The organism is Cryobacterium soli (assembly GCF_003611035.1).
In the GTDB taxonomy this organism is placed as follows: Bacteria; Actinomycetota; Actinomycetes; order Actinomycetales; family Microbacteriaceae; genus Cryobacterium; species Cryobacterium soli.
On sequence record NZ_CP030033.1, the window covers coordinates 1,438,998 to 1,462,868 of the forward strand.

The following is a 23,871-nucleotide window of genomic DNA, read 5'->3' on the forward strand; positions in this document are numbered from 1 at the left end:
AGGCCAAGGACCATCTGTGGATGCACTTCGCCCGGCAGTCGGTGATGGAATCCGGCGCGGGCGTGCCCATCATCACCAAGGGGCAGGGCCACCACATCTGGGACTCTCACGGCAAGCGCTACATCGACGGCCTGAGCGGTCTGTTCGTTGTCAACGCCGGGCACGGTCGCACCCGCCTCGCCCAGGCCGCTGCCGCGCAGGCCGAGGAGCTGGCATTCTTCCCGCTCTGGTCATACGCGCACCCCAGCGCGATCGAGCTCGCGGACCGGCTCGCCGACCAGGCGCCGGGCGACCTCAACCGGGTGTTCTTCTCCACCGGAGGCGGCGAAGCCGTGGAGACGGCGTTCAAGCTCGCCAAGTACTACTGGAAGCTGCAGGGCCGACCCACCAAGCACAAGGTGATCTCCCGTTCCGTCGCCTACCACGGCACCACGCAGGGCGCCCTGGCGATCACGGGCATCCCCGCCCTCAAGGAGATGTTCGAACCGGTCACCCCTGGCGGCTTCCGGGTGCCGAACACCAACTTCTACCGGGCCGACGAGATGGGCTCCGGGCACGGTGACGACGTCGAGGCCTTCGGCCTGTGGGCCGCGAACCGCATCGAGGAGATGATCCAGTTCGAGGGTCCGGAGACCGTCGCCGCGGTGTTCCTCGAGCCCGTGCAGAACTCCGGCGGCTGCTTCCCGCCGCCGCCCGGCTACTTCAAGCGGGTGCGAGAGATCTGCGACCAGTACGACGTGCTCCTGGTGGCCGACGAGGTCATCACGGCGTTCGGGCGGATCGGCAATATGTTCGCCTCCACGACCTTCGGTATCGAACCCGACATGATCACCTGCGCCAAGGGCATGACGAGCGGCTACTCCCCGATCGGCGCCACCATTGTGAGCGACCGCATCTACGAGCCGTTCAAGCACGGCGATACGGCGTTTTATCACGGCTACACCTTCGGCGGGCACCCGGTCTCGGCCGCGGTGGCACTGGCCAACCTCGACATCTTCGAGGAGGAGAAGCTCAACGAGAACGTGCGGGAGAACTCTCCGGTGTTCCGCGCCGAGCTGGAGAAACTGCTCGAACTGCCGATCGTGGGCGATGTGCGCGGCGAGGGCTACTTCTTCGGCATCGAACTGGTCAAGGACAAGGCCACCAAGGAGACGTTCTCCGACGATGAGTCCGAACGCCTCCTCCGCGGCTACCTCTCCGGGGCCCTCTTCGAAGCCGGCCTGTACTGCCGGGCCGACGACCGGGGCGACCCCGTGGTGCAGCTTGCCCCGCCGCTGACGATCGGACCCGCCGAGATCCGCGAGATCGGCGACATCCTGCACGGCGTGCTGTCGGAGGCGCCGAAGCACCTCTAGCCGCATCAGGCGTCCACCTCCCTGGGCACGTCGAACGCCCACTCCGGCAGGTGGCCGCTGCCGAGCACCTGATGCAACAGCAGCGCCATGCCGTAGTCGCCCTCGATGTCCAGGGCCGTGTCGATGTAGATCCCCGCGACCGAGCCCTGGCCGAGGGCCCAGCAGAGCCAGGCCAGCATGCACAGCGGAGCCGGCCGGGCCGACCGCGGGGCCATCGCCACAAGGAGTTTGAGCAACTGGATGCCCCGGGCCACCCGCTCCGGATCCGGCCGTTCGCGGCTGAGGCCCAGCATCAGGTCGCCGGTGGTCGGTGGCGTCTCCTGGAAGGACCGTCCGGTGGCCATCTCCGCCTCGACCAGGTCGTCCATGCTCAGACCGGTTTCGCGTTGCCGTTGGGCGTAGTGCCGGTTGAGCGCGTGGCTGCGCGCGCCGATCTCCGCACCGAAGGCGAACTGCAGCATCATCTGGTCGCGGGTGGCCGGGCTCTGCACGAGGAAGAGCAGCACGGCGGCCTCGTCGATACTGAGCTCTGCCGGGGTGAGCCCGAGCGCGGTCTCGGCGGTGCCGACCGGGTCGAGCATGTCGCCCACCATCTCGACGAGTTCAGGGATGGGCCCCATGTCCGGGCCGAGCCGCTGGTAGCGGGCCAGCCTGCGCGCACAGCGTTCCCGCGTGGGCAGGTCCACCTTGGGCAGTTCGGCGCCGGTCTGCAGCCGGGCGAGTTCCCGGCGGTCACCCGGCGGGACGACCTCGGTCACGGTCGACTCCGCGATGTCGCTGAGCGGATGCCGCAGCATGCGACCCCGATCCCCGGGAACCGGTCCCGTCTGCCCCGGAACCTGCTCGAGGTCGAGGTAGGACGCCCACCCATCCGCTGCGACGCAGAGCGCATCCCGCACCAGGAAGCCGGACTGCGCGGCCCTGGCCAGGACGGCACGCAGGAACGCGCCCTCCGGCAGACCGGTACCGGAACCCACCGCCTCGTCGCCGATCTCCTCGTCGGTGTAGAGCACCGGCACCAGGGCGTCCACACCGGGAATCTTGCACAGCGTGCCCAGCAGCGTGCCGGCGATGCGGCGCAGCTCGGTCACACCGGCGTGCTCGTGGGGCAGGTTGAACCGCAGCGCACCGCAGGTGCGGTTGCCGCGGAAGGCGACCAGAACGAGGCTGCGTTCCGGCAGGAACCCCACAAGCTGGGGCACGAGGGCGAGAAAGTCCTGGGGAGTCGGGGTCTTCACGATTGTCTTCTGCATGCGCACCACCGTGCGCCCGCATTAGGCACCCCCACCGGGCGCCGCCGAAGCTGTGCAGAGTTTCGCCGTGCTCCCCCGCCTGTGGATAACGACTGTGCAACGGCCGTGCACACGACCGTGCATCCGCCGCCACAGCCCCGTGCACGACTGTGCAGGCCTGTGCATGACAGGGCCAACGACCCGGGCGCCGGTCCCGGCGGCTGATAATCTCAGAACAAATGACTCAGAATAATATGACTATTCCGGATGCTTCCCCGGCGTCCGCGACAGCACCCTCCGCACCAGCACTCGCAGCACCGTCCCACTCCGCCCTGGCCGACCCCGGCGCGCTGGGCCTGGCCGCATTCGCACTCACCACCTTCGTGCTCAGCATGTCCAACACGGGCATCGTCCCCTCCAGCGCCGCGGTGCTCGGCCTTGCCCTGTTCTACGGCGGAATCGCCCAGGTCATCGCGGGTATCTGGGAGTTCCGCAACCACAACACGTTCGGCGCGACTGCGTTCACCTCGTTCGGCACGTTCTGGCTGGCGTTCTGGTACCTCGAGAGCACCGGGGGCAACATCGCCGCCGGAGCGTCAGGCATGGGCACCTTCCTGCTCGCCTGGGCCATCTTCACGGTGTACATGACCGTGGCGGCCAAGAAGACCAACGGCTCGATCTTCGCGGTCTTCGTGGCCCTGTCGATCACGTTCGTTCTGCTGGCCATCGGCGCCTTCACCGGCATCACCGCCATTCACCAGCTCGGCGGTTGGTTCGGCATCCTCACCGCGCTGCTGGCCTGGTACGGCTCCTTCGCCGTCGTCTACAACTCCACCGCCGGCCGCGCCGTCCTCCCCGTCTGGCCCTCCAAGTAACTCGCGAACCGTGAGAAAGCCCCAGAAACTCGACGCTTGGGTTCTAGCGGTCGTTGCAACACCCCGCATATCTGGGAGTTGCAACGACCGTGTCTTGGGGCAAGAGAGTTTCGAAGAATCGTAGGTACTCGCAGGCGGATAGAGATGCGTTCTTTTCCGCTGTCGCCAGGCTCGGAACCCGGGCTGCAGCGGCAGCTGAGCTCGGCTTCAACGAGCGCACCTGTTATGGCTGGAATCCGACCAAAGGCGTCCCTGGTCGTGGGCCACACCCGTGCAAGGACGAGTACCTCCAGTTGCGTGCTGCGGGTATCCGTCGTTCAGAAGCGGCACGGCAGGTCGGCGTGCATGTTCGCACCGCCCATGACTGGGACCGTGGGATCCGACAGTCGGGGCACAAGAGAATTCACCCTGACGGACGGGTGATCGACTACACAAGTGGTGTGACCACGATTGTTCCTTCGGTGCCGGCGGCGCTGGCTGACCCGATCCATGCTCGTTACTTGTCATTGCTCGAACGGGAGAAGATCCGCGACATGACCGTGGCAGGTGCGTCGCTGCGGTCGATCGCGGCGGTGTTGCGCCGGTCGCCATCCACGATCAGTCGGGAAATCGCGCGCAATACCGTGCCTGAGCGCGGCTACCTGCCTTATGCGGCGCACCGCGCCGCTGCCACCCGACGGCCCCGACCCAAGCCCCGGAAGCTGGAAACGTCACCCCGACTGCGCGCGTTCGTCACGACGGGACTGCAATTCCACTGGTCACCAGAACAAATCAGCCACACTCTGATCAAGACTTATCCCGATGATCAGGAGATGCGCGTGACCCACGAGACGATCTACCAAGCCTTGTATCTCCAAGGCCGCGGTGGATTACGCCGGGAACTTACTGCGGCGTTACGCACCGGCCGGGCCCGCCGCAAAACGCAGAACACCGGCGACGCCCGCCGGCCTCGTTTCGTGGACCCCATGGTCATGATCTCCGAGCGTCCTCCCGAAGTCGAGGACCGGGCCGTTCCCGGGCACTGGGAAGGGGACCTCATCACCGGCACCCTCAACCAGAGCGCGATCGGCACTCTGGTCGAACGCACCACCCGCTACGTCATGCTGCTCCACCTGCCCCACGACCACACCGCCGAGTCCGTCCGCGACGCCCTGATCAGCACGATCGGCACCCTGCCCGAGCACCTGCGCGGATCACTGACCTGGGACCAAGGATCAGAAATGGCCGCCCACAGGACGGTCAAGACGGACACCGGTATGAACGTCTACTTCTGCGACCCCGCCAGCCCCTGGCAGCGCGGAACGAACGAGAACACCAACGGGCTCCTGCGCCAATACTTCCCCAAAGGCACAGACCTGAACATCTACGGCCCCGAAGACCTCGAACACGTCGCCCAAGAACTCAACGCCCGCCCACGCAAAACGCTCGACTGGGATACCCCAGCCGAGCGCTTACGTGATCTACTTTTCAGTACCTAAACCATCCGGTGTTGCAACGACCACTGGAAACCGCCACGTTTCTGGGGCTTTTCTCACACCTCAAGGCGGTGGGGTTACTCGATCGCCGCCGCGAATTGGGAATCGTAGAGGGCCCGGTAGGCGCCGTCAGCGAGCAGGAGCTGGTCGTGGTTGCCCTGCTCCACTATGCGGCCGGCCTCCATCACCAGGATCAGGTCGGCATCCCGGATGGTCGACAGGCGGTGCGCGATCACGAAGCTCGTGCGGTCGGCCCGCAGCGCGCTCATAGCGTGCTGCACGAGCACCTCGGTGCGGGTGTCGACCGAGCTGGTGGCCTCGTCGAGGATCAGCACGCTCGGCCGGGCCAGGAACGCCCGGGCGATGGTGAGCAGCTGCTTCTCCCCCGCGCTGACGTTGCCGCCCTCGTCGTCGAGCACGGTGTCGTAGCCCTCCGGCAGCGAGTGCACGAACCGGTCCACGTAGGTGGCCTTCGCCGCCTCGAGGATCTGCTCCTCGGTGGCGTCCGGTCGCCCGTAGGCGATGTTGTCGCGGATACTGCCGCCGAACAGCCAGGTGTCCTGCAGCACCATACCCATCCGGCTGCGCAGGTCGTTGCGGGTCATCTTCGAGATGTCCACGCCGTCCAGGGTGATCCGGCCGGCGCCGATCTCGTAGAAGCGCATCATGAGGTTCACCAGGGTGGTCTTACCTGCCCCGGTGGGGCCCACGATCGCAACGGTCTGGCCGGGTTCGGCCACCAGGTTGAGGTTCTCGATGAGCGGCTTGTCCGGGCTGTAGCTGAACGACACGTTCTCGAACACCAGGCGCCCGTGCGTCTCGACGGGGGTCTCTGCGGGCTCCTCGTCGGGCGTCTGCTCGTCGGCATCCAGCAGCTCGAACACCCGCTCGGCGCTGGCCACACCGGACTGCAGCAGGTTGGCCATGGAGCCCAGCTGCGCGAGCGGCTGGGTGAACTGGCGGGAGTACTGGATGAACGCCTGCACGTCACCGAGCTGCATGGCGCCGGAGGCCACCTGCAGACCGCCGACGACGGCGATGCCGACGTAGACCAGGTTGCCGATGAAGGTCATCGCGGGCATGATCATGCCGCTGACGAACTGGGCACCGAAGCTGGCCTCGTAGAGTTCGGCGTTCTTGGCGGTGAAGCGCTGCTCCACCTCCTTCTGGCGGCCGAAGACCTTCACCAGGGCGTGACCGGAGAAGGTCTCCTCGATCTGGCCGTTCAACTCGCCCGTGTGGGTCCACTGCGCCACGAAGAGCTTCTGCGAGCGCTTGGCGATGAGCACGGTGGTCACCAGGGTCAGCGGCACCGTCACGAGTGCGATCACAGCGAGCAGCGGCGAGAGCAGGAGCATCATCACGATCACGCCCACCACGGTGAGCAGCGACGTGACGACCTGGCTGAGCGACTGCTGCAGGCTCTGCGAGATGTTGTCGACGTCGTTGGTCACCCTGCTGAGCAGCTCGCCGCGCTTGACGGTGTCGAAGTAGCCCAGCGGCAGGCGGTTGATCTTCGCCTCGATCTCTTCGCGCAGCCGGTAGACGGTGCGCTGCACGACGGCGTTGAGCACCAGGGCCTGCAGCCAGCTGAACACGGAGGCGAGGATGTACAGCGCCAGCACCCAGAACAGAACGCTGGACAGCGCCGCGAAGTCGATGCCGAGGCCCGGCGTGAGCGTCATGGCGCTGAGCATGTCGGCCTTGGCCGTGTCGCCGGATGCGTTCAGCCCGGCGATGATCTCGGCCTGCGTCATGCCGGCGGGGAGCGTCTTGGACACGATGCCGGAGAAGATCAGGTTGGTGCCCTCGCCGAGCAGGCGCGGGCCGATCACCGAGAAGGTGACGCTGACCACGGCGAGCACCAGCACGAGGACCAGCCAGAGCCGTTCGGGGTGGAGCTTGCCGATCAGGCGTTTGGCGCTCGGGCCGAAGTTCATGGCCTTCTCGGCGGGCATGTTCATGCCGCCGAAGGGCCCGCCGCCGCGCGGCGGCCGGGCGGGAACCTTCACGTCGTCGTCGGTGCTGTCGCTCATTTGGTGGCCTCCGCTGCCAGCTGGGATGCCGCAATTTCCTGATACGTGGTCGAGGTCTCCAGGAGCTCCTCGTGGGTGCCGCTGGCGACGATCCGGCCGTCTTCGACGACGAGGATCTGGTCGGCGTCGATGATCGTCGACACCCGCTGGGCGACGATGATCATGGTGGCGTCGGAGACGTCCTCGGCAAGCGCCGCGCGCAGCCGGGAGTCGGTGGCGAGGTCGAGGGCCGAGAAGGAGTCGTCGAAGATGTACAGCTCCGGTCGTTTCACGAGCGCCCGGGCGATGGCGAGACGTTGCCGCTGCCCGCCGGACACGTTGGTGCCGCCCTGCGAGATCGGGGCGTCGAGGCCGCCCTCCAGCTTCTCGACGAAGTCTCGCGCCTGCGCGGTCTCCAGCGCCTGCCAGATCTCCGCCTCCGACGCATCAGGCTTGCCGTAGAGCAGGTTGCTGCGCACGGTGCCGGAGAACAGGTAGGGCTTCTGCGGCACCAGGCCGATGTGCCCCCAGAGCAGGTCGGGGTTGAGCTCGCGCACGTCGACGCCGTCGAAGAGCACGGTGCCGCTGGTGGCGTCGAACAGGCGCGGCATCAGGTTCACCAGGGTGGTCTTGCCCGAGCCGGTGCTGCCGATGATCGCGGTGGTGTAGCCGGGGCGGGCCACGAAGCTGATGTCGCTGAGCACGGGCTGCTCGGCGCCCGGGTAGGCGAAGCCCACCCCGCGCAGCTCGAGTTCGCCGCGCCCGATCGTCTCGTTCACCGGGTTCGCCGGCGGCCGCACGCTGGACGGTGTCTCGAGGACCTCGCCGATGCGGTCGGCCGAGACCGTGGCCCGCGGGATCATCACGGCCATGAAGGTGGCCATCATCACGGCCATCAGGATCTGCATGAGGTAGCTGAGGAACGCGATCAGGGTCCCCACCTGCATCGACCCGTCTTCGATGCGGAACGCGCCGAACCAGATCACGGCCACGCTGGAGACGTTGAGCACCAGCATGACGACCGGGAACATCAGCGCCATCAGCCGGCCGGCCTGCAGGGCGGTTGCGGTGACATCCGTGTTGGCCTGGCCGAACCGGCGGGTCTCCACGTCTTCGCGTACGAACGCGCGCACCACACGGATGCCGGTGAGCTGTTCGCGCAGCACCCGGTTGACGGTGTCGATGCGCACCTGCATGACGCGGAACAACGGCACCATGCGCACGATGATGAGTCCGACGGCCACCAGCAGAACGGGCACGCTGACCGCGATCAGCCAGGACAGCTCGAGGTCCTGGCGCATGGCCATGATGATGCCGCCGACGCAGAGGATCGGTGCGGAGACCAGCAGGGTGCACGTGGTGAGCACCAGCATCTGCACCTGCTGCACGTCGTTGGTGGAGCGGGTGATCAGCGACGGGGCGCCGAACCGGCTGACCTCCTGCTCGGAGAACTCACCCACCCGGGTGAACACCGCGCCACGCAGGTCACGGCCGAGGGCCATGGCCGCCTTGGCGCCGAAGTACACCGCGATGATGGCGCAGATGATCTGACCGAGGGTGATCAGCAGCATCACCCCGCCGACGCGCATGATGTACCCGGTGTCGCCCGTCGCAACACCCTCATCGATGATGTCGGCGTTCAGCGAGGGCAGGTAGAGCGACGCTATCGACTGGGCGAGTTGGAACACGACGACCGCGACCAGCAGCCGCCAATGCGGCCGCAGGTAGCGTACGAGCAATTTCCAGAGCATCCGGTGTCCTTGGTGTGGGGTGGAGCGAGGTGTGAATGGAGCGGGTGTGGGTGGAGCGTCGGGGTGAAGCCGGGTGCGGGCAGGTCAGGCGAAGAGGGCCGAGATGTAGGCGACATCCTCGTCGGTGGGCCGCCAGCTGGTGGCGGCCTCGGCGTTCTGCACGATCTGGTCGGGTTTGGTGGCCCCGGCGATCACACTCGTGAGGCCGGGCTGGGCCAGCAGCCAGGCCAGCGTCGCGGCGAGCATGGTGACGCCGCGGTCGTCGCAGAACTGCTGGTACCGCTCGATGGTGTCCCAGGGGGCGTCGTCGAGCAGGTGCCGGCGCACCATCATAATCCTGCTGTCGGCCGGCCCGCCGTCGCGGTTGAACTTGCCGGTGAACAGGCCGTTGTAGAGCGGGAAGAACGGCAGGAAGCCCAGGCCGTAGGCGTTCACGGCGGGCAGCACCTCTTCCTCGGCTTCACGCACGAGCAGGCTGTACTCGTTCTGCGCCGAGATGAACGCCGGATGCCCGCCGGCGCGCGCGGTGAACTCGGCCTCGGCGATCTGCCAACCGGCCAGGTTGGAGTGGCCGATGTAGCGGATCTTGCCCTCGCGGATGAGGTCGTCAAGCACCGACAGGGTCTCCTCGATGGGCGTGTTGGGGTCGGGTCGGTGCAGCTGATACAGGTCGATCCAGTCGGTCTGCAGCCGGGTCAGCGACGCCTCGACGGCCAGGCGCACGTAGCGCCGGGAACCGCGGGCGTCCCAGTCCGGCCCGTTCGCACCGCTCATGTCCATGCCGAACTTGGTGGCCAGCACGATCTGATCGCGTTTGCCGCGCAGCGAGTGCCCCATCAGGGTCTCGCTGAGGCCCCGCTCAGCGCCGTAGATGTCGGCGGTGTCGAAGAAGGTGACGCCGGTGTCGATGGCAGCGTCGATGACCAGGGAGGTTCCCGCCTGGGTCTCGGTGGTCGTGCCCGACCGCCCGAAGTTGTTGCAGCCGAGCCCGATAGTCGAAACGACGAGTCCGGAGTTGCCGAGAGTGCGATAGTCGATCTGAGCCATTGCTCCAGACTATTCCTCTCCGGCGCCAGAATGAGGGCCTTCCGCCCCTCCTCCACAGCCCGCCGTCCGGCCGGAAATTCCAGTGTCCGAAATCCGCCGGTTCCGCCCGGGCCCGCCGACTACAGTCGCAGTATGAGCAGCCCAACCCTCCTTCCCCCGAACCTGATTCGCCTCTCGAGTCCGCTCGGCGACCTCGAACTCACCGGCGACGACCGCGAGGTCTGGTCGTTGGCCATCGTGCGGAACGGCCACCTGCCTTTCGAGGGTCTCCCCGAGGCCCCCAACCCGTTGTTGCGCCGCGCGGCCGCACAGCTCACCGAGTACTTCGCGGGCGCGCGGACCGACTTCGACGTGCCCGTGCGGCTGTCCCGCGGCACCGAGTTCCAGCGGAGCGTCTGGCAGGGGTTGGCCTCGATTCCGTTCGGCGCGCACCTCTCCTACGGCGAGCTGGGCCGGTCGATCGGCAAGAGCGGAGCCGGCCGCGCGATCGGCGGCGCCGTGGGTGCCAATCCGGCGCCGATCCTGGTCGGCTGCCACCGCGTGCTCGCGTCCAACGGACGTATCACGGGCTTCAGCGCCGGCGAGGGCATCCCCACCAAACAGTGGTTGCTGCGGCACGAGAGCATCGAGTACGTCGGATGACCGAACGACCCTCCGTCCTGATCGGCGACGACGGCGTGGGCCGGTGCGGATGGGTCGGGACCGATCCCGAATACCGGCGCTATCACGATCAGGAGTGGGGACGCCCGCTGCGGGACGACCGGGCCCTGTTCGAGAAACTCTGCCTGGAGGGGTTCCAGGCGGGTCTGTCCTGGATCACCATCCTCAAGCGGCGGCCGGCCTTCCGGGCGGCGTTCGCCGGGTTCGACGTCCCGACGGTGGCGGCCTTCACCGACGACGACGTGGAGCGCCTGCTGACCGACGCGGGGATCATCCGCCACCGGGGCAAGATCACCGCCACCATCGGCAACGCCAGGGCCACGGTTGCCCTCGACGGGAGCCTCACCGAGCTGATCTGGGGTTTCGCTCCCACCGCCCGACCGGAGCCACTCCCCGGTCTGGCTGACGTCCCGGCGATCACCCGGGAATCCGAGGCTCTCAGCAGGGAACTGCGCTCCCGCGGCTACCGCTTCGTCGGGCCCACCACGATGTACGCGCTCATGCAATCCAGCGGGCTGGTGAACGACCACGTGGCCGGCTGCCACCTCGCGCCGTCGTCGGGTGGGGACTCTTCCGTCTAGGCCCGCCCGGGTCCCAGCAGCCCCAGCGCGCTGACGGCGTCGCGTTCCGACACCAGGTCGGCGATGGACGCGTCGATGCGGGCGCGGGAGAACTCGTCGATCGAGAGCCCCGGCTCGACGGCCCAACGGCCGCCGAGGGAGCGCACCGGGTACGACGACACCAGCCCCTCCGGCACCCCGTAGGAGCCGTCAGAGAACACCCCCGCGCTGGTCCAGTCGCCGCCGGTGCCGTTCACCCAGTCGTGCACGTGGTCGACGGTCGCACTGGCGGCGGAGCCCATGGATGAGGCGCCGCGCACGGCGATGATCTCTGCCCCACGGTTTGCCACCCGCGGGATGAACTCATTCGTGATCCAGTCCTCGTCGACGAGGTCGCGTACGGGCCGACCGTTGACGGTGGCGTGGGAGACGTCGGGGTATTGCAGGGCGGAGTGGTTGCCCCAGACGATCACGCCGTTCAGCTCGGTCACCTGCACCGACAGTTTCGCGGCCAGTTGGGCCACCGCCCGGTTGTGGTCCAGCCGGGTGAGGGCGGTGAACCGGTCGGCGGGCACGTCGGGGGCGTGGCTCGACGCGACAAGGGCGTTGGTGTTGGCCGGGTTGCCGACCACGACCACCCGGATGTCGTCGGCGGCCCCGGCGTTGATGGCGGCCCCCTGCGGGCCGAAGATCCGGGCGTTGCCCTCGAGCAGGTCGGCGCGCTGCTGGCCGGGGCCACGAGGCCGGGAGCCGACCAGGATCGCGACGTTGGTTCCGTCGAACGCCTGACCCGGGTCATCCGTGACCATCACGTCGCGGAGCAGCGGGAACGCGCTGTCCTGCAATTCGAAGGCGCTGCCCTCGGCGGCGCGAATGCCCGTGGGGATTTCCAGCAGCCGCAGGGCCACGGGAACATCGGGCCCGAGCAGCTGGCCGGAGGCGATGCGGAACATCAAGGCGTAGCCGATGTTGCCTCCGGCGCCGGTGACGGTGACGTTTACTCGTTGTCTCTGCACGCCTTCATCCTAGGCGTGCGAGTTCACGACCAGTTCGAGTTCTCCGGGGGCACCGGGCCGGAGAGTGAGGTCGGCGGTCGGGGCCCACTCGAGGAGCTCGTCGACGGCATGGAAATCCCGTGCGTTCTCGAGCAGGGCACGGGTGAACTCGCCCTTCGCCTTCTTGTTGAAGTGGTTCAGCGCCCGCATCCGGCCGTCGGCGCCCTCTGTGACCACCCGCAGGAAGTACCGCTGCGGGTGCCCGGCCGCGGAGCCGAGCCCGACGTACCCTTCGGAGCGCAGGTCGAGCAGCAGCCCCTCCGCCGCCTCGAGCACGGCGGACACGTCGGTGGCCCAATGCTTCTTCAGCGGCAGCGCGGGCAGCCTGGAGTCGTGCGAGAGCCGGTAGGCGGGGACCAGGTCAAGGCCGGCCACGGGCCCGAGCAACGCGGAGTGCACGAGAAGGTGCCGTCCGGCGAAGGCGCGAGCCTCAGCGGACAGGGTGTCGGCGGCCAGGGCGTCGTAGAGCACGCCGGTGTAGCGGTCGATGACCGGGGTCGTCGGGGACGAGTCGATGGTGGCGTTCCGCTCGACCTCGGCCAGTTGGGTGCGGCCGAGCTTGAGGGCGCGCACCGTGGCATCCGGGTCGCCGGCCAGGGCAGTCAGCGCGGTGACCAGAGTGCGGCGGCGGCCGGTCAGCTCGGGGAAGGCCAGCGAGTCGATGTCCAGGGACGCAAAACCGCCGCCGGAGCGTTTCGTCTCCGACGGCGGTAGCAATACAAACACAGTGTCCTAGCGGGCAGTTCCTAAACGAGTGCGGCCTTGCGGGCCACGATGGTGATGGTGTCGTTCTCGACCGAGAGGAACCCGTCGGCCGCCTCGGCGACGACCTTGGTGCCGTCCAGCAGGGTCAGACGAACCTCACCGCTGGACAGGATGGCCAGCAACGGCTCGTGGCCGGCGAGAATACCGATCTCGCCTTCCACGGTGCGCGCCACGACCATGGTGGCCTCGCCGGACCAGACCTGCTGGTCCGCCGAGACGACACTCACGGAAAGCGGAGCCGAAGCCATGCTTAGCCGTTCTCCTTCTGGATCTGAGCCCACTTCTCTTCGACGTCGTTGATGCCACCGACGTTGAAGAAGGCCTGCTCCGACACGTGGTCGAAGTCACCGTTGGCGATGGCCGTGAACGACTCGATGGTGTCCTTGAGCGACACCGTCGAACCCTCGACGCCCGTGAACTTCTTCGCCATGTAGGTGTTCTGCGACAGGAACTGCTGGATGCGCCGGGCGCGGGCCACGGTCACCTTGTCTTCTTCAGAGAGCTCGTCAACACCGAGGATCGCGATGATCTCCTGGAGTTCCTTGTTCTTCTGCAGGATCGCCTTGACGCGCACGGCCGTGTTGTAGTGGTCGGCGCCCAAGTAGCGGGGGTCGAGGATACGGCTGGACGAGGTCAGCGGGTCGACGGCCGGGTAGAGGCCCTTCGATGCGATCTCACGGGAGAGCTCGGTGGTGGCGTCGAGGTGCGCGAAGGTGGTCGCCGGAGCCGGGTCGGTGTAGTCGTCAGCAGGCACGTAGATGGCCTGCAGCGAGGTGATCGAGTGGCCACGGGTCGAGGTGATGCGCTCCTGAAGGATGCCCATCTCGTCGGCGAGGTTCGGCTGGTAACCCACGGCGGACGGCATACGGCCCAGCAGGGTCGACACCTCAGAACCGGCCTGGGTGAAGCGGAAGATGTTGTCGATGAAGAGCAACACGTCCTGCTTGGCGACGTCACGGAAGTACTCGGCCATGGTCAGCGCGGAGAGCGCGACGCGCAGTCGCGTTCCCGGCGGCTCGTCCATCTGGCCGAATACGAGGGCGGTCTTGTCGAAGACGCCGGCTTCTTCCATCTCGCCGATGAGGTCGTTGCCCTCACGGGTACGCTCGCCGACACCGGCGAACACCGACACACCACCGTGGTCCTGCGCGACGCGCTGGATCATTTCCTGGATGAGGACGGTCTTGCCGACACCGGCACCACCGAAGAGGCCGATCTTTCCACCGAGGACGTACGGCGTGAGGAGGTCGATGACCTTGATGCCGGTCTCGAACAGCTGGGTCTTGGATTCCAGCTGGTCGAAGGGCGGCGGCTTGCGGTGGATGGGCCAGCGCTCGGTGATCTCGATCTTCTCGCCCGGCTTGGCGTTGAGCACCTCGCCGATGACGTTGAAGACGCGACCCTTGGTGACGTTTCCGACCGGAACCATGATGGGCGAGCCGGTGTCCCGGACCTCCTGGCCGCGGACGAGTCCGTCGGTCGGGTTCAGGGCGATGGCGCGCACCAGGTCGTCGCCGAGGTGCAGGGCGACCTCGAGGGTGATCTCGGTCGACTCGTCGCCGATGACGATGGTCGTCTTGAGCGCGTTGTACATACCAGGGATCGAGTCGTGCGGGAACTCGATGTCCACGACGGGTCCCGTAACGCGTGCGATCCGGCCCACAGCGCCGGCTGTGTCCTCCGCGAGGACTGGCGCGATTGCGGTGTCAGTCATTGCTCTCTCTTCTCTGGGTTAGTTCTTGGCGGATGAGAGCGCATCGGCCCCACCCACGATCTCGGAAATCTGCTGCGTGATCTCGGTCTGACGCGCGTTGTTGGACAGCCGCGTGAAGTCCTTGATGAGCTTGTCGGCGTTGTCGCTGGCCGACTTCATCGCCTTCTGTCGGCTGGCGTGCTCGGAAGCGGCGGACTGCAACATGGCGTTGAAGATGCGGCTTTCGATGTACACCGGCAGCAGGGCGTCGAGAACGGTCTCGGCCTCGGGCTCGAATTCGTAGAGCGGCAGGACGCTGGCCACGTCGGAGGCTTCGCCTTCGACGACCTCGAGCGGCAGCAGACGAACGACCTCTGGCACCTGGGTGACCATGCTGACGAAGCGGTTGTAGACGATGTGGATCTCGTCCACGCCACCGTCGTCGGCTCCGCGCAGGAACGCCTCGAGGAGGGCCTCGCCGATCTCCTGCGCCGTGTCGAACACGGGCTGGTCGGTGGCGCCGGTCCAGGATCGCTCCGAGACACGACGGCGGAAGCTGAAGTACGCGAGCGCCTTGCGGCCGACGAGGTAGTAGACAACGTCCTTGCCCTGGCTGCGCAGCAGCTCGGTGAGCTGCTCGGCCTCACGGAGGACCTGGGAGCTGAACGCTCCGGCCAGACCGCGGTCCGAGGCGAAGATGACGACCGCGGCGCGGTTGATGGTCTCCGGTTCGGTCGTCAGCACGTGCTCGATGTTCGAGTAGGTGGCGACGGCTGAAACGGCGCGCGTGATCGCACGCGAATACGGGGTGGACGCAGCAACCCTCGCCTGCGCCTTCTGGATGCGCGAGGCGGAGATCAGCTCCATGGCCCGAGTGATCTTCTTGGTCGTCTGGGCAGATTTGATCTTCTGCCGGTAGACCCGAAGTTGCGCTCCCATGTGTCTCCTGTGCTTACTTGTCTGTCGTGTCGGTGGGTGTCGAGCAATCCGGTCCGCGCCTCCTGGGGAGGCGCGGACCGTACAGCGGCTAGCGCTTGTGCTTGACGATCTTTTCCTGGTTGACGTCTTCTGCCTTGGTGGCGACGAACTCTTCGCGGCCGACGGAGGCGAGTGCCTTGCCCTCACCGGTCTGGAATTCGCGCTTGAAGGTGTCGACGGCCGCGGTGAGCTCGGCGACGGTGTCGTCCGAGAGCACGTTGGTCTCGCGCAGGGTGGTGAGGATGCCCGTGTTACGGCCCAGGTAGTCGAGCAGTTCCCGCTCGAAACGCAGGATGTCTTCGAGGGGAACCTCGTCGAGCTTGCCGTTGGTGCCGGCCCAGATCGAGACGACCTGGTCCTCGACGGGGTACGGCGAGTACTGGGGCTGCTTGAGCAGCTCGGTCAGGCGGGCGCCACGAGCAAGCTGGCGACGGCTGGCCGGGTCGAGGTCGGAGGCGAACATGGAGAACGCCTCGAGCGAGCGGTACTGCGCCAGTTCGAGCTTGAGGGTACCGGAGACCTTCTTGATCGACTTGACCTGTGCGTCACCACCGACTCGGGAGACCGAGATTCCCACGTCGACAGCGGGGCGCTGGTTGGCGTTGAAGAGGTCGGACTGCAGGAAGATCTGGCCGTCGGTGATCGAGATCACGTTGGTCGGGATGTACGCGGCGACGTCGTTGGCCTTGGTCTCGATGATCGGGAGTCCGGTCATGGAGCCGGCGCCCAGCTCGTCGGAGAGCTTGGCGCAACGCTCGAGGAGACGGGAGTGCAGGTAGAACACGTCGCCCGGGTAGGCTTCGCGTCCCGGCGGGCGGCGCAGCAGCAGCGACACGGCACGGTAGGCCTCGGCCTGCTTGGACAGGTCGTCGAAGATGATGAGGACGTGCTTGCCGGCGTACATCCAGTGCTGGCCGATGGCCGAACCGGTGTACGGGGCGAGGTACTTGAAGCCGGCCGGGTCGGACGCGGGAGCGGCGACGATGGTCGTGTACTCCATCGCGCCGGCGTCCTCGAGAGCACCCTTCACCGAAGCGATGGTGGAGCCCTTCTGGCCGATGGCGACGTAGATGCAGCGAACCTGCTTGTTCGTGTCGCCGGACTCCCAGTTGGCCTTCTGGTTGATGATGGTGTCCACCGCGATAGCGGTCTTACCGGTCTGGCGGTCACCGATGATCAGCTGGCGCTGGCCACGGCCGATCGGGATCATGGCGTCGATGGCCTTGATGCCGGTCTGCATCGGCTCGTGCACGCTCTTGCGGTGCATGACGCCGGGCGCCTGAAGCTCGAGGGCGCGGCGGCCTTCGGTCTTGATCTCGCCGAGACCGTCGATGGGGGCGCCGAGCGGGTCGACGACGCGGCCGAGGTAGCCATCGCCGACGGGCACGGAAAGGACCTCGCCGGTGCGGTACACCTCCATGCCTTCGACGATGCCGGCGAACTCGCCGAGGACGACGACACCGATCTCGTCTTCGTCGAGGTTCAGCGCGAGGCCCAGGGTGCCGTCGGCGAACTTGATGAGTTCGTTGGCCATGACGCCGGGGAGACCCTCAACGTGGGCGATGCCATCGCCCGCGGTGGTGACGTAGCCGACCTCGGTCGTTGCGGTCTTGTTCGGCTCGTAGGACTTGACGAAGTCCTGGAGAGCGTCACGGATCTCATCGGGGCTGATCGTTAGTTCTGCCATCATCTTCCCTTTTCTGTACAGCAGTACAGGCTTTGTCTTTTCGACACGTTACCGTCTCGAGGTTTGTGTGTTCTGGGAAACCCGAAGGTTACCCAGCAAGCTGCAGTCTCAAGTCCTTGAGACGAGTGGCGATGCTGCCGTCGATGACGTCATCGCCGATCTGTACTTTCAGCCCGCCGACGACGGATGCGTCGATGACCTGATTGATAGTGAGGTTGCGGCCGTATCGAACCGAGAGGCTCTTCGCGAGTCGGTCCAGCTGAGTGCTGTGCAACGGCGTCGCGGAGATGACGGTGGCGATGATGGTGTCGGCCTGGTCGGCCACGATCGCGGCGGCGTCGCCGAGCAGCTCACCGATGCGACGGCCGCGGGGCTGCTGCACGAGGTGACGCACGATGACGAGGGTCTGCGCGCTCGCCTTGCCGGAGAGCAACGCGTCGACGAGGCTGACCTTGGCCGCGGCCGGGGTGAGCTTGCTGGTCAGCGCCAGTTCGAGTTCGGCATCGGAAGAAACCGCCGCGCCGAACGTGAACAGCTCTGAGTCGATCGACACGTCCGCCGGAGCGGACGCGGCGGTCACACGCAGGCCGAGTTCTTCGATCCCTGCGAGCAGGTCCTGGTGGCTCGACCAGCGCGCTGCCGCAGCCGACTGCAGCAGCTCGAGGGCTGCCGGTGTCAGCGTCGGAGCGAAGACAGCCTTGACCAGGGCGGCCTTGGCGGTCGCATCGGCTGAGGCGTCGCCGATGGCGGCCAGCAGCTGAGAGGAGTCGCCGATGACCCGGCCGGCGTCGAACAGGCTTTCGCCCGTCGCCAGATCGGCCGAGTCGGCGTGGGCGGCCAGGGCCGTCCGCGACGAGGCCAAGGCTTCTCTGGTGGCGCTTCCCATGTGTCTAGTGCTTTCCGGCCGAGGGGGCCGTGTTCTCGGAGGACTCGATGTCGGCGAGGAACCTGTCGACGATGGCGCTGGCGCGCGCGTCGTCGGTCAGGCTTTCACCGATGACACCGGAGGCCAGGTCGAGAGCCAGGGTGCCGACCTCGCTGCGAAGCGAGGTGATGGCGGCCTGGTGCTCTGCTTCGATCTGGGTCTTGGCCGTGGCCATGATCCGGGCGGCGTCGTTGGACGCCTGCTCACGAAGCTCGGCGACGATCTGCTGACCGTCGGTGCGAGCCTGCTCGCGGATCTGGCCGGCTTCGACGCGCGCCGCAGCGAGCTGAGCGGTGTACTGCTCGAGGGCAGCTTCCGCCTTGCGCTGAGCTTCGTCGGCCTTCGCGATGTTTCCTTCAATGGCCTCTGCGCGGTCATCGAGGAGCTTCTGCATCCGCGGAAGAACGAGCTTCCAGAAGAACAACAGAATGATGACGAAGACGAAGGACGACCAAATGATGTCGTAGATCGCGGGAATGAGCGGGTTGACCGCCTCTTCCGCTTCTGCGGCGGCTGCAATCACTGAGTGAAGCATCGTGCCTCCTAACTAGTTGTAGAAAAGAGGACTAAACGAAGATGAAGTACGTGGCAATACCGATGAACGCGAGCGCCTCGGTGAATGCGATACCGATGTACATCAGTACCTGGAGACGGCCGGCCAGCTCAGGCTGACGTGCGACACCCTCAATGGTCTTGCCAACGACGATACCAACGCCGATTGCCGGGCCGATAGCCGCCAGGCCGTAGCCGACGGTGGCAATGTTGCCGTTGATTTCCGCGAGAACGGTAACTGCGTCCACGTGTGTTTCCTTCCGTAGTGACGTATCCGGCGAGCGCCGAATGCGAGGTTAGTGCTCGTCAGCCAGCGCGAGCTGGATGTAGACAGCGGTGAGCAATGCGAAGACGTACGCCTGGAGCGTCGCCACCAAGAGTTCGAACAGCGTGAACACGAATCCGAACGCCAGGGTACCGACACCGAACAGCTTGAAGCCGCCGTCAGCGGTGAAGAAGAAGAACTGCGTGGCCGCGAAGAACAGCACCAGCAGGAGGTGGCCGACGACCATGTTCATCAGGAGCCGCAGGGTCAGCGTGACGGGGCGGATCAGGAACGTGGAAACGAACTCGATCGGCGTCACGATGATGTACAGCACCGGGGGCACGCCGGGCGGGAAGAGCGAGTTGCGGAAGAACTTGCCGGGGTGCTTCTTGATGCCGGCGTAGAGGAACGCGGCGTAGGCGACCAGGGCGAGCACCAGTGGGACACCGATGACCGAGGTTCCCGCGATGTTCAGGAACGGGATCACACCGGTGAGGTTCATGAACAGAACCATGAAGAAGATCGTGGTGATCAGCGGAAGGAAGCGCTTGCCGTCCTTCTTGCCGAGCAGGTCCTCCGCGATGTTGACGCGCACGAGGTCCAGGCCCATTTCGACCAGGCTCTGAAGGCGGGTCGGGACGATCTTCATACGACGGGTACCGGCCCAGAAGAGCAGCATCATCACGGCAACCGCGATGAAGCGGATGAGGATGATGCGGTTCATCTCGAACGGGGTGTCCGGGAAGAAGATCGCGGGCGGGAAGAACTCGTTGATCGTCGGACCGTGGAATTCACCGTCGTCGGACGCGAACGGAACGAGCAGGTTTACGGCGGTTTCTAGCAGCGCTTTCTCCTGGTTCGGGGCGTGGAGCTCTGCTCTCGCAACGACGAATATAGATGCCGGCCCTCGCGCCAGCATGGGCAACGTCGGACCGGGGTGAATCGCTCATAACCCTAGCAATAAACGAGCCCAGCTTACGAATCGGGTGGGCCCGGCTCAGTGCCTGATTGGCCCCTGCGGCGAGTCGCGAGTTAGGTCAGCCTCAGTCATCGTGCGGCGCGGGCGGGAGCACGACGTCGCTGGCGTACGGCATCCGGCTCTTGAAGAGTACGATCGCGTCGACCACGAGGGACCCCACGACACCGGCGATGATGCTCAGGAAGAGCACCAGCGGGTTGATCCACGGCTGGTCCTTGAGCAGGATCAACAGCACCAGGAAGACCACGAACTTGAGCAGCCAGCCGCCCATGACGATGCCGAAGAAGGCGCCGATGGCGGACTCCCGGCCCGCATAACGATTGGCCAACAGAATGCTGGCCGCGGTGATGCCCATGAACACGACCGCCATCAGCGTGCCGATCAGGGCGCTCAGCACGCCCACACCACCCACGGTCAGGCCGCCGACGACCATGCCGATCACGGCGATCGTGAGGGCCAGCACACCGCCGTAGACGAGCACCTGGCGGAAGACAGGGATCGAGGTGGGCTGGGTGCTGGGTGCGGGGGTCATACGGTCTCCTTGGCGTCAGACGCCTCGTCGAGGGGATCAAGCCGGGCAATGGTCGGGATGCCGATGGCATCGGTCACCGGCGCGAGCTGGCTGGCCGCTTCGATGGCCTTGCGTCGGCTCAGCGGGGCAAGCGTCACCACGGTGCAGATCACCAGGGCGGCCACCAGGAAGACGGTGGCCCACCAGGTGGGCAGACCGAAGAACACCGGCAGCACGTAGTAGAGCAGGCAGCCCACGGATGCCGCGGCGGTCCAGCCGTAGAAGATCAGTACGGCGTGCAGGTGCGAGTGGCCCATGTCGAGCAACCGGTGGTGCAGATGTTTGCGGTCGGCGCTGAACGGCGATTTACCGGCACGCACTCTCCGGAACACGGCCAGGCCGAAGTCGAGCAGCGGGATGATGAGGATAGCCACGGGCAGGATCAGCGGGATGAACGCGGGGAAGAGCTGCGCGCGGTTCATCGAGGTGGGGTCGACCTGGCCGGTGATCGCGATAGCGGAGGTGGCCATCAGCAGGCCCACCAGCAGGGCGCCGGCGTCGCCCATGAACATCTTGGCGGGGTGCCAGTTCAGCGGCAGGAACCCCACGCAGGCGCCGATCAGCAGGGCCGCGATGAGGGAGGCGAGGTTGAAGTAGTTGGTGGGCGAGGTGTCGCGCACCAGCAGGTAGCTGTAGATGAAGAAGACGCCATTGGCGATGAGGGCGACGCCGGCGACCAGGCCGTCGAGCCCGTCGATGAAGTTGATCATGTTCATCACGATCACGATCGCCATCACGGTGATCACGATCGACATCCAGGACGACCCGACGGTGAGCCCGCCGATGGGCAGCGAGAACACCTGCACACCCTGCCAGGCCACCAGGCCGGCGGCGATGAACTGACCGAGCAGCTTGGTCATCCAGTCGAGGTCCCAGATGTCGTCGGCCACGCCGAGCAGCACGATCAGCAGTGCGGCGCCGAGGATGGCCATGATCTGGTGCGGGTCGGCGAAGATCAGCCGCAGCGGCGCGAACTGCGACGCGACCAGGTAGGACACCCCGAAAGCCACCAGGATGCCCAGGAACATCGCGATGCCGCCGAGCCGGGGTGTGGGCCGGGTGTGCACATCGCGTTCGCGGATCTTGGGATACAGCCGGTATTTGTGGGTGAGCTTGAGCACCACGATCGACATGAGGAACGTGACGACGGCCGAGACGAGGGCCAGGAGGATGAAAAGGGTCATTACTCGGCCACCGGGGCGAGCGCGTCGCCGATCACGGCTTCGATGGCGGCCCGGGAGATCACGCCGTTCCGCACGATCACAAGCTTGCCGCCGTTGTCGGCGAAGCCGGTGGCGTCGACGATGGTGGACGAGGTGTCGCCGGGGCGGTCGCCGATGGCGTCGTAGTCCAGACCGGCCACTCCCCCGTCGAGGTAGACGGCGACGCTCTCGCCGAGCATGTCTTCGGCGCCGATCACGTCGATGGCCGATGGCAGGCCGCTGGTGTTGGCGCTCGAGACGGCCAGCGGGCCGGTCTCGGACAGGAGGTCGAGGGCCACCTGGTTGCGCGGCATTCGTAGAGCCACGGTGCCCTGGGTCTCTCCGAGGTCCCAGACCAGCGAGGGCTGGGCGTTGAGCACCACCGTGAGGCCGCCGGGCCAGAACTCCGCCACGAGCGCGCGCACGGGCTCGGGCACATCCGTGGCGAGGGCGTCAAGGGTGGGGATGCCGGGGATGAGCACCGGCGGCGGCGACTGGCGGTCGCGGCCCTTGGCATCCAGCAGCCGTTGCACGGCCTCGGGGTTGAAGGCGTCAGCGGCGATGCCGTAGACGGTGTCTGTGGGGATGACAACGAGCGCGCCGCGGCCGATCGCCGAGCGTGCCAGTCGCATGCCGGTCGCGAGTTCTGCGTCGACCGAGCAATCATAGATACGTGTCATCGGGCACGATTCTAGTGCAGCCTGCCTGGGAGGCCCGGGCGGCTGGCGGTGCGGCCCGTTTCACCGTTCGCGGGAAGAGAGCGTCTTTTCCAGGTAGATCTTGGTGGGTTCGTAGGCCAGAGACGCGTAGAGGGACCGGGCTGCCGCGTTGCGGGCGAACACGTTGAGGCTGAGTTTGGCGGCACCCAGCCGGGCGGCTTCGGTCTCGGCGAGCAGCATCGCCCGGCGGCCGTGGCCGTGGCCCCTGAATGGCTCGAACACGACGATGTCGAGGATCCACCAGTTGGTGGGGTCGTCGGCCGGTCCGGCGGCCAGCCACAGCACACCGACATGCTCACCGGAGACCGTCACCGCGTAGACGTGCTGCCCCGGTGCGGGGATACCGCCCGGGAACTCGCGCGCGGTGGACTCGTCCGCTTTTCTTTCGGCCGCGGCGCGGCTCAGTCCCGCGGCCTCGAGGTCGTCGGCGTAGTCGGTCGTGCTGGTGGCGAGCCAGGCCGCGAGTTCATCCGACGTCAGCGGGCGCAGGGCCGCCGCCGCCGCCGCGTCAGCGTCCGGCCGCCTGGATGCGGTCACGGCCGCAGCGCCGTCGTCGTGCGGTCGCGGGTGGTGAGGTCACGGTGGGTGGCGGTGGCCCGCCAGCCGTCGGCATCCAGCAGCGCCCGGATCTCGGCGCCCTGCAGTTCGCCGTGCTCGATGATGAGCACGCCGCCGGCGCGCAGCAGCCGGAGGGCCGTCTGCGACACCAGCCGCACCACGTCCAGCCCGTCCGGTCCTCCGTAGAGGGCGTGGGCCGGGTCGAACAGGCGCACCTCGGGGTCACGCGGAATCGCGTCGGCAGGGATGTACGGCGGGTTCGACACGACGACCGACACCGTGCCGTCGAGCTCTGGAAAGGCTTCGGCGAGATCGGCGAACACCAACCGGGCGTTGGGGGCGGCAACCTCGGCGAAGTTGCGGCTGGTCCACGGGAACGCGTCGGTCGAGTTCTCGCAGGCGAACACCCGGGCGTGCGGCACCTCGGTGGCCAGCGCCAGGGCGATGGCACCGCTGCCGGTGCCCAGGTCCACGCCGATCGGCTCGGGGTCGGCCATCGAGCGCAGGGCGTCGATGGCGAGTTGCGCCACCCCTTCGGTCTCGGGGCGGGGCACGAAGACGCCCGGGCCCACATTGAGTTCCAGCGCCCGGAATGGCGCCCGTCCGGTGATGTGTTGCAGGGGTTCGCGGCGGGCGCGGCGCTCGACGAGGGCCAGGACGCTCGTCGCATCCGCGTCGCTGAGGGCATTGCCCATGATGGCGGCAGCCTGCACCTGGCCCCGGCTCTGGCCGAGCACGAAGCCGATCAGCAGATCGGCGTCGACCTCCGGGTCAGCGATTCCGGACTGGCTGAGCGTGGCGGTCGCCTGCTCGCGCAGACGGGTGACCGTCGTCGGATTCGGGGAGGGCTGGGCTGGCGTGTTGCTGGGAGCTGTCACAAAGTGGAATCTTACGCAACTCTCTGGGTATCGTCTGGCTCTAGGCTGAACGAGGGACACAACAGAAGTCCCCG

The 23,871-nt window shown here is 66.8% G+C and carries 24 protein-coding genes; 5 read left to right on the forward strand and 19 right to left on the reverse strand.

The annotated features are described in order from the left end of the window. Positions 1-20 precede the first annotated feature (20 nt). Complete coding sequence (locus tag DOE79_RS06510; RefSeq protein ID WP_425455716.1) at positions 21-1,355, forward strand: aspartate aminotransferase family protein; 1,335 nt, start codon at positions 21-23, stop codon at positions 1,353-1,355. Between the two features lie 5 nt (positions 1,356-1,360). On the opposite strand, the gene DOE79_RS06515 is transcribed toward DOE79_RS06510, so the two are convergent. After that, entirely contained in the window at positions 1,361-2,608 is a 1,248-nt protein-coding gene (locus DOE79_RS06515; protein WP_120337790.1) for a DUF4192 domain-containing protein, read from the reverse strand. Positions 2,609-2,826: 218 nt separating this feature from the next. Here DOE79_RS06515 and DOE79_RS06520 point away from each other — a divergent pair, with 218 nt between their 5' ends. Continuing rightward, on the forward strand, positions 2,827-3,462 hold the full coding sequence (locus DOE79_RS06520; protein ID WP_245977164.1) for an acetate uptake transporter: 636 nt from the start codon (positions 2,827-2,829) through the stop codon (positions 3,460-3,462). Positions 3,463-3,770: 308 nt separating this feature from the next. After that, positions 3,771-4,940, forward strand: a complete 1,170-nt coding sequence (locus DOE79_RS06525) for an IS30 family transposase (protein ID WP_120340204.1) — start codon at positions 3,771-3,773, stop codon at positions 4,938-4,940. A gap of 74 nt (positions 4,941-5,014) precedes the next feature. Here DOE79_RS06525 and DOE79_RS06530 read toward each other — a convergent pair whose 3' ends face one another. The 3 genes from DOE79_RS06530 to DOE79_RS06540 all read right to left on the reverse strand — a co-directional run bounded on the left by DOE79_RS06530 (position 5,015) and on the right by DOE79_RS06540 (position 9,750). Beyond that, complete coding sequence (locus DOE79_RS06530; protein WP_120337792.1) at positions 5,015-6,973, reverse strand: ABC transporter ATP-binding protein; 1,959 nt, start codon at positions 6,971-6,973, stop codon at positions 5,015-5,017. Next, positions 6,970-8,703, reverse strand: coding sequence for an ABC transporter ATP-binding protein (locus tag DOE79_RS06535; protein WP_120337793.1), 1,734 nt, complete (start codon positions 8,701-8,703; stop codon positions 6,970-6,972). Before DOE79_RS06535 ends, DOE79_RS06530 begins: the two co-directional genes overlap by 4 nt. Positions 8,704-8,787: 84 nt before the next feature. Further along, positions 8,788-9,750, reverse strand: a complete 963-nt coding sequence (locus DOE79_RS06540; protein WP_120337794.1) for an aldo/keto reductase — start codon at positions 9,748-9,750, stop codon at positions 8,788-8,790. A 132-nt stretch (positions 9,751-9,882) separates the two neighbouring features. Here DOE79_RS06540 and DOE79_RS06545 point away from each other — a divergent pair, with 132 nt between their 5' ends. Both DOE79_RS06545 and DOE79_RS06550 read left to right on the forward strand, forming a co-directional pair. Continuing rightward, a complete protein-coding gene (locus DOE79_RS06545; protein ID WP_120337795.1) occupies positions 9,883-10,392 on the forward strand; it encodes a methylated-DNA--[protein]-cysteine S-methyltransferase in 510 nt (169 codons plus the stop codon). Beyond that, positions 10,389-10,991 carry a DNA-3-methyladenine glycosylase I gene (locus DOE79_RS06550; protein ID WP_120337796.1) on the forward strand — a complete coding sequence of 201 codons (603 nt, stop codon included), beginning with the start codon at positions 10,389-10,391 and terminating at the stop codon, positions 10,989-10,991. The genes DOE79_RS06545 and DOE79_RS06550 overlap by 4 nt, the downstream gene beginning before the upstream one ends. On the opposite strand, the gene DOE79_RS06555 is transcribed toward DOE79_RS06550, so the two are convergent. The 15 genes from DOE79_RS06555 to prmC all read right to left on the reverse strand — a co-directional run bounded on the left by DOE79_RS06555 (position 10,988) and on the right by prmC (position 23,797). Next, positions 10,988-11,923, reverse strand: coding sequence for a malate dehydrogenase (locus DOE79_RS06555; RefSeq protein ID WP_245977297.1), 936 nt, complete (start codon positions 11,921-11,923; stop codon positions 10,988-10,990). The two genes, DOE79_RS06550 and DOE79_RS06555, sit on opposite strands and share 4 nt — an antisense overlap. 72 nt (positions 11,924-11,995) lie before the next feature. After that, positions 11,996-12,751: a YaaA family protein gene (locus DOE79_RS06560; RefSeq protein WP_120337798.1), complete on the reverse strand. Its 756-nt coding sequence runs from the start codon at positions 12,749-12,751 to the stop codon at positions 11,996-11,998. A gap of 20 nt (positions 12,752-12,771) precedes the next feature. Continuing rightward, positions 12,772-13,038, reverse strand: coding sequence for a F0F1 ATP synthase subunit epsilon (locus tag DOE79_RS06565; protein ID WP_066593688.1), 267 nt, complete (start codon positions 13,036-13,038; stop codon positions 12,772-12,774). 2 nt (positions 13,039-13,040) lie between these two features. After that, positions 13,041-14,504 carry a F0F1 ATP synthase subunit beta gene (gene atpD / locus DOE79_RS06570; protein WP_120337799.1) on the reverse strand — a complete coding sequence of 488 codons (1,464 nt, stop codon included), beginning with the start codon at positions 14,502-14,504 and terminating at the stop codon, positions 13,041-13,043. A gap of 18 nt (positions 14,505-14,522) precedes the next feature. Then, complete coding sequence (locus DOE79_RS06575) at positions 14,523-15,422, reverse strand: F0F1 ATP synthase subunit gamma (RefSeq protein ID WP_120337800.1); 900 nt, start codon at positions 15,420-15,422, stop codon at positions 14,523-14,525. Between the two features lie 88 nt (positions 15,423-15,510). Beyond that, the gene (atpA, locus tag DOE79_RS06580; RefSeq protein ID WP_120340205.1) at positions 15,511-17,148 is read right to left on the reverse strand and encodes a F0F1 ATP synthase subunit alpha; all 1,638 of its coding nucleotides are present in this window, start codon (positions 17,146-17,148) and stop codon (positions 15,511-15,513) included. Positions 17,149-17,236: 88 nt separating this feature from the next. Then, a complete protein-coding gene (locus DOE79_RS06585; protein ID WP_120337801.1) occupies positions 17,237-18,034 on the reverse strand; it encodes a F0F1 ATP synthase subunit delta in 798 nt (265 codons plus the stop codon). 4 nt (positions 18,035-18,038) lie between these two features. After that, positions 18,039-18,608, reverse strand: coding sequence for a F0F1 ATP synthase subunit B (locus DOE79_RS06590; RefSeq protein ID WP_120337802.1), 570 nt, complete (start codon positions 18,606-18,608; stop codon positions 18,039-18,041). Positions 18,609-18,639: 31 nt separating this feature from the next. Continuing rightward, entirely contained in the window at positions 18,640-18,873 is a 234-nt protein-coding gene (atpE, locus tag DOE79_RS06595; RefSeq protein WP_066593671.1) for an ATP synthase F0 subunit C, read from the reverse strand. 48 nt (positions 18,874-18,921) lie between these two features. Continuing rightward, the gene (gene atpB, locus DOE79_RS06600; RefSeq protein WP_084020674.1) at positions 18,922-19,809 is read right to left on the reverse strand and encodes a F0F1 ATP synthase subunit A; all 888 of its coding nucleotides are present in this window, start codon (positions 19,807-19,809) and stop codon (positions 18,922-18,924) included. Between the two features lie 124 nt (positions 19,810-19,933). Further along, entirely contained in the window at positions 19,934-20,401 is a 468-nt protein-coding gene (locus DOE79_RS06605; protein WP_120337803.1) for a Cg1360 family ATP-synthase-associated protein, read from the reverse strand. Next, a complete protein-coding gene (locus tag DOE79_RS06610) occupies positions 20,398-21,624 on the reverse strand; it encodes an MraY family glycosyltransferase (RefSeq protein ID WP_120337804.1) in 1,227 nt (408 codons plus the stop codon). The genes DOE79_RS06605 and DOE79_RS06610 overlap by 4 nt, the downstream gene beginning before the upstream one ends. Continuing rightward, the gene (locus tag DOE79_RS06615; protein WP_120337805.1) at positions 21,624-22,322 is read right to left on the reverse strand and encodes an L-threonylcarbamoyladenylate synthase; all 699 of its coding nucleotides are present in this window, start codon (positions 22,320-22,322) and stop codon (positions 21,624-21,626) included. The genes DOE79_RS06610 and DOE79_RS06615 overlap by 1 nt, the downstream gene beginning before the upstream one ends. A gap of 60 nt (positions 22,323-22,382) precedes the next feature. After that, complete coding sequence (locus tag DOE79_RS06620) at positions 22,383-22,898, reverse strand: GNAT family N-acetyltransferase (RefSeq protein ID WP_120337806.1); 516 nt, start codon at positions 22,896-22,898, stop codon at positions 22,383-22,385. Next, positions 22,895-23,797, reverse strand: coding sequence for a peptide chain release factor N(5)-glutamine methyltransferase (gene prmC, locus DOE79_RS06625; RefSeq protein ID WP_425455695.1), 903 nt, complete (start codon positions 23,795-23,797; stop codon positions 22,895-22,897). Before prmC ends, DOE79_RS06620 begins: the two co-directional genes overlap by 4 nt. Positions 23,798-23,871 lie beyond the last annotated feature (74 nt).

Excerpts from the sequence above, each read along its gene's own strand:
- DOE79_RS06510 (WP_425455716.1), top strand. The coding sequence starts at position 21 with ATGCACTTCGCCCGGCAGTCGGTGATGGAATCCGGCGCGGGCGTGCCC.
- DOE79_RS06515 (WP_120337790.1), bottom strand. The coding sequence starts at position 2,608 with ATGCAGAAGACAATCGTGAAGACCCCGACTCCCCAGGACTTTCTCGCC.
- DOE79_RS06520 (WP_245977164.1), top strand. The coding sequence starts at position 2,827 with ATGACTCAGAATAATATGACTATTCCGGATGCTTCCCCGGCGTCCGCG.
- DOE79_RS06530 (WP_120337792.1), bottom strand. The coding sequence starts at position 6,973 with ATGAGCGACAGCACCGACGACGACGTGAAGGTTCCCGCCCGGCCGCCG.
- DOE79_RS06535 (WP_120337793.1), bottom strand. The coding sequence starts at position 8,703 with ATGCTCTGGAAATTGCTCGTACGCTACCTGCGGCCGCATTGGCGGCTG.
- DOE79_RS06540 (WP_120337794.1), bottom strand. The coding sequence starts at position 9,750 with ATGGCTCAGATCGACTATCGCACTCTCGGCAACTCCGGACTCGTCGTT.
- DOE79_RS06545 (WP_120337795.1), top strand. The coding sequence starts at position 9,883 with ATGAGCAGCCCAACCCTCCTTCCCCCGAACCTGATTCGCCTCTCGAGT.
- DOE79_RS06550 (WP_120337796.1), top strand. The coding sequence starts at position 10,389 with ATGACCGAACGACCCTCCGTCCTGATCGGCGACGACGGCGTGGGCCGG.
- DOE79_RS06555 (WP_245977297.1), bottom strand. The coding sequence starts at position 11,923 with ATGTTCCGCATCGCCTCCGGCCAGCTGCTCGGGCCCGATGTTCCCGTG.
- DOE79_RS06565 (WP_066593688.1), bottom strand. The coding sequence starts at position 13,038 with ATGGCTTCGGCTCCGCTTTCCGTGAGTGTCGTCTCGGCGGACCAGCAG.
- atpD (WP_120337799.1), bottom strand. The coding sequence starts at position 14,504 with ATGACTGACACCGCAATCGCGCCAGTCCTCGCGGAGGACACAGCCGGC.
- DOE79_RS06575 (WP_120337800.1), bottom strand. The coding sequence starts at position 15,422 with ATGGGAGCGCAACTTCGGGTCTACCGGCAGAAGATCAAATCTGCCCAG.
- atpA (WP_120340205.1), bottom strand. The coding sequence starts at position 17,148 with ATGGCAGAACTAACGATCAGCCCCGATGAGATCCGTGACGCTCTCCAG.
- DOE79_RS06585 (WP_120337801.1), bottom strand. The coding sequence starts at position 18,034 with ATGGGAAGCGCCACCAGAGAAGCCTTGGCCTCGTCGCGGACGGCCCTG.
- DOE79_RS06590 (WP_120337802.1), bottom strand. The coding sequence starts at position 18,608 with ATGCTTCACTCAGTGATTGCAGCCGCCGCAGAAGCGGAAGAGGCGGTC.
- atpB (WP_084020674.1), bottom strand. The coding sequence starts at position 19,809 with ATGCTGGCGCGAGGGCCGGCATCTATATTCGTCGTTGCGAGAGCAGAG.
- DOE79_RS06605 (WP_120337803.1), bottom strand. The coding sequence starts at position 20,401 with ATGACCCCCGCACCCAGCACCCAGCCCACCTCGATCCCTGTCTTCCGC.
- DOE79_RS06610 (WP_120337804.1), bottom strand. The coding sequence starts at position 21,624 with ATGACCCTTTTCATCCTCCTGGCCCTCGTCTCGGCCGTCGTCACGTTC.
- DOE79_RS06615 (WP_120337805.1), bottom strand. The coding sequence starts at position 22,322 with ATGACACGTATCTATGATTGCTCGGTCGACGCAGAACTCGCGACCGGC.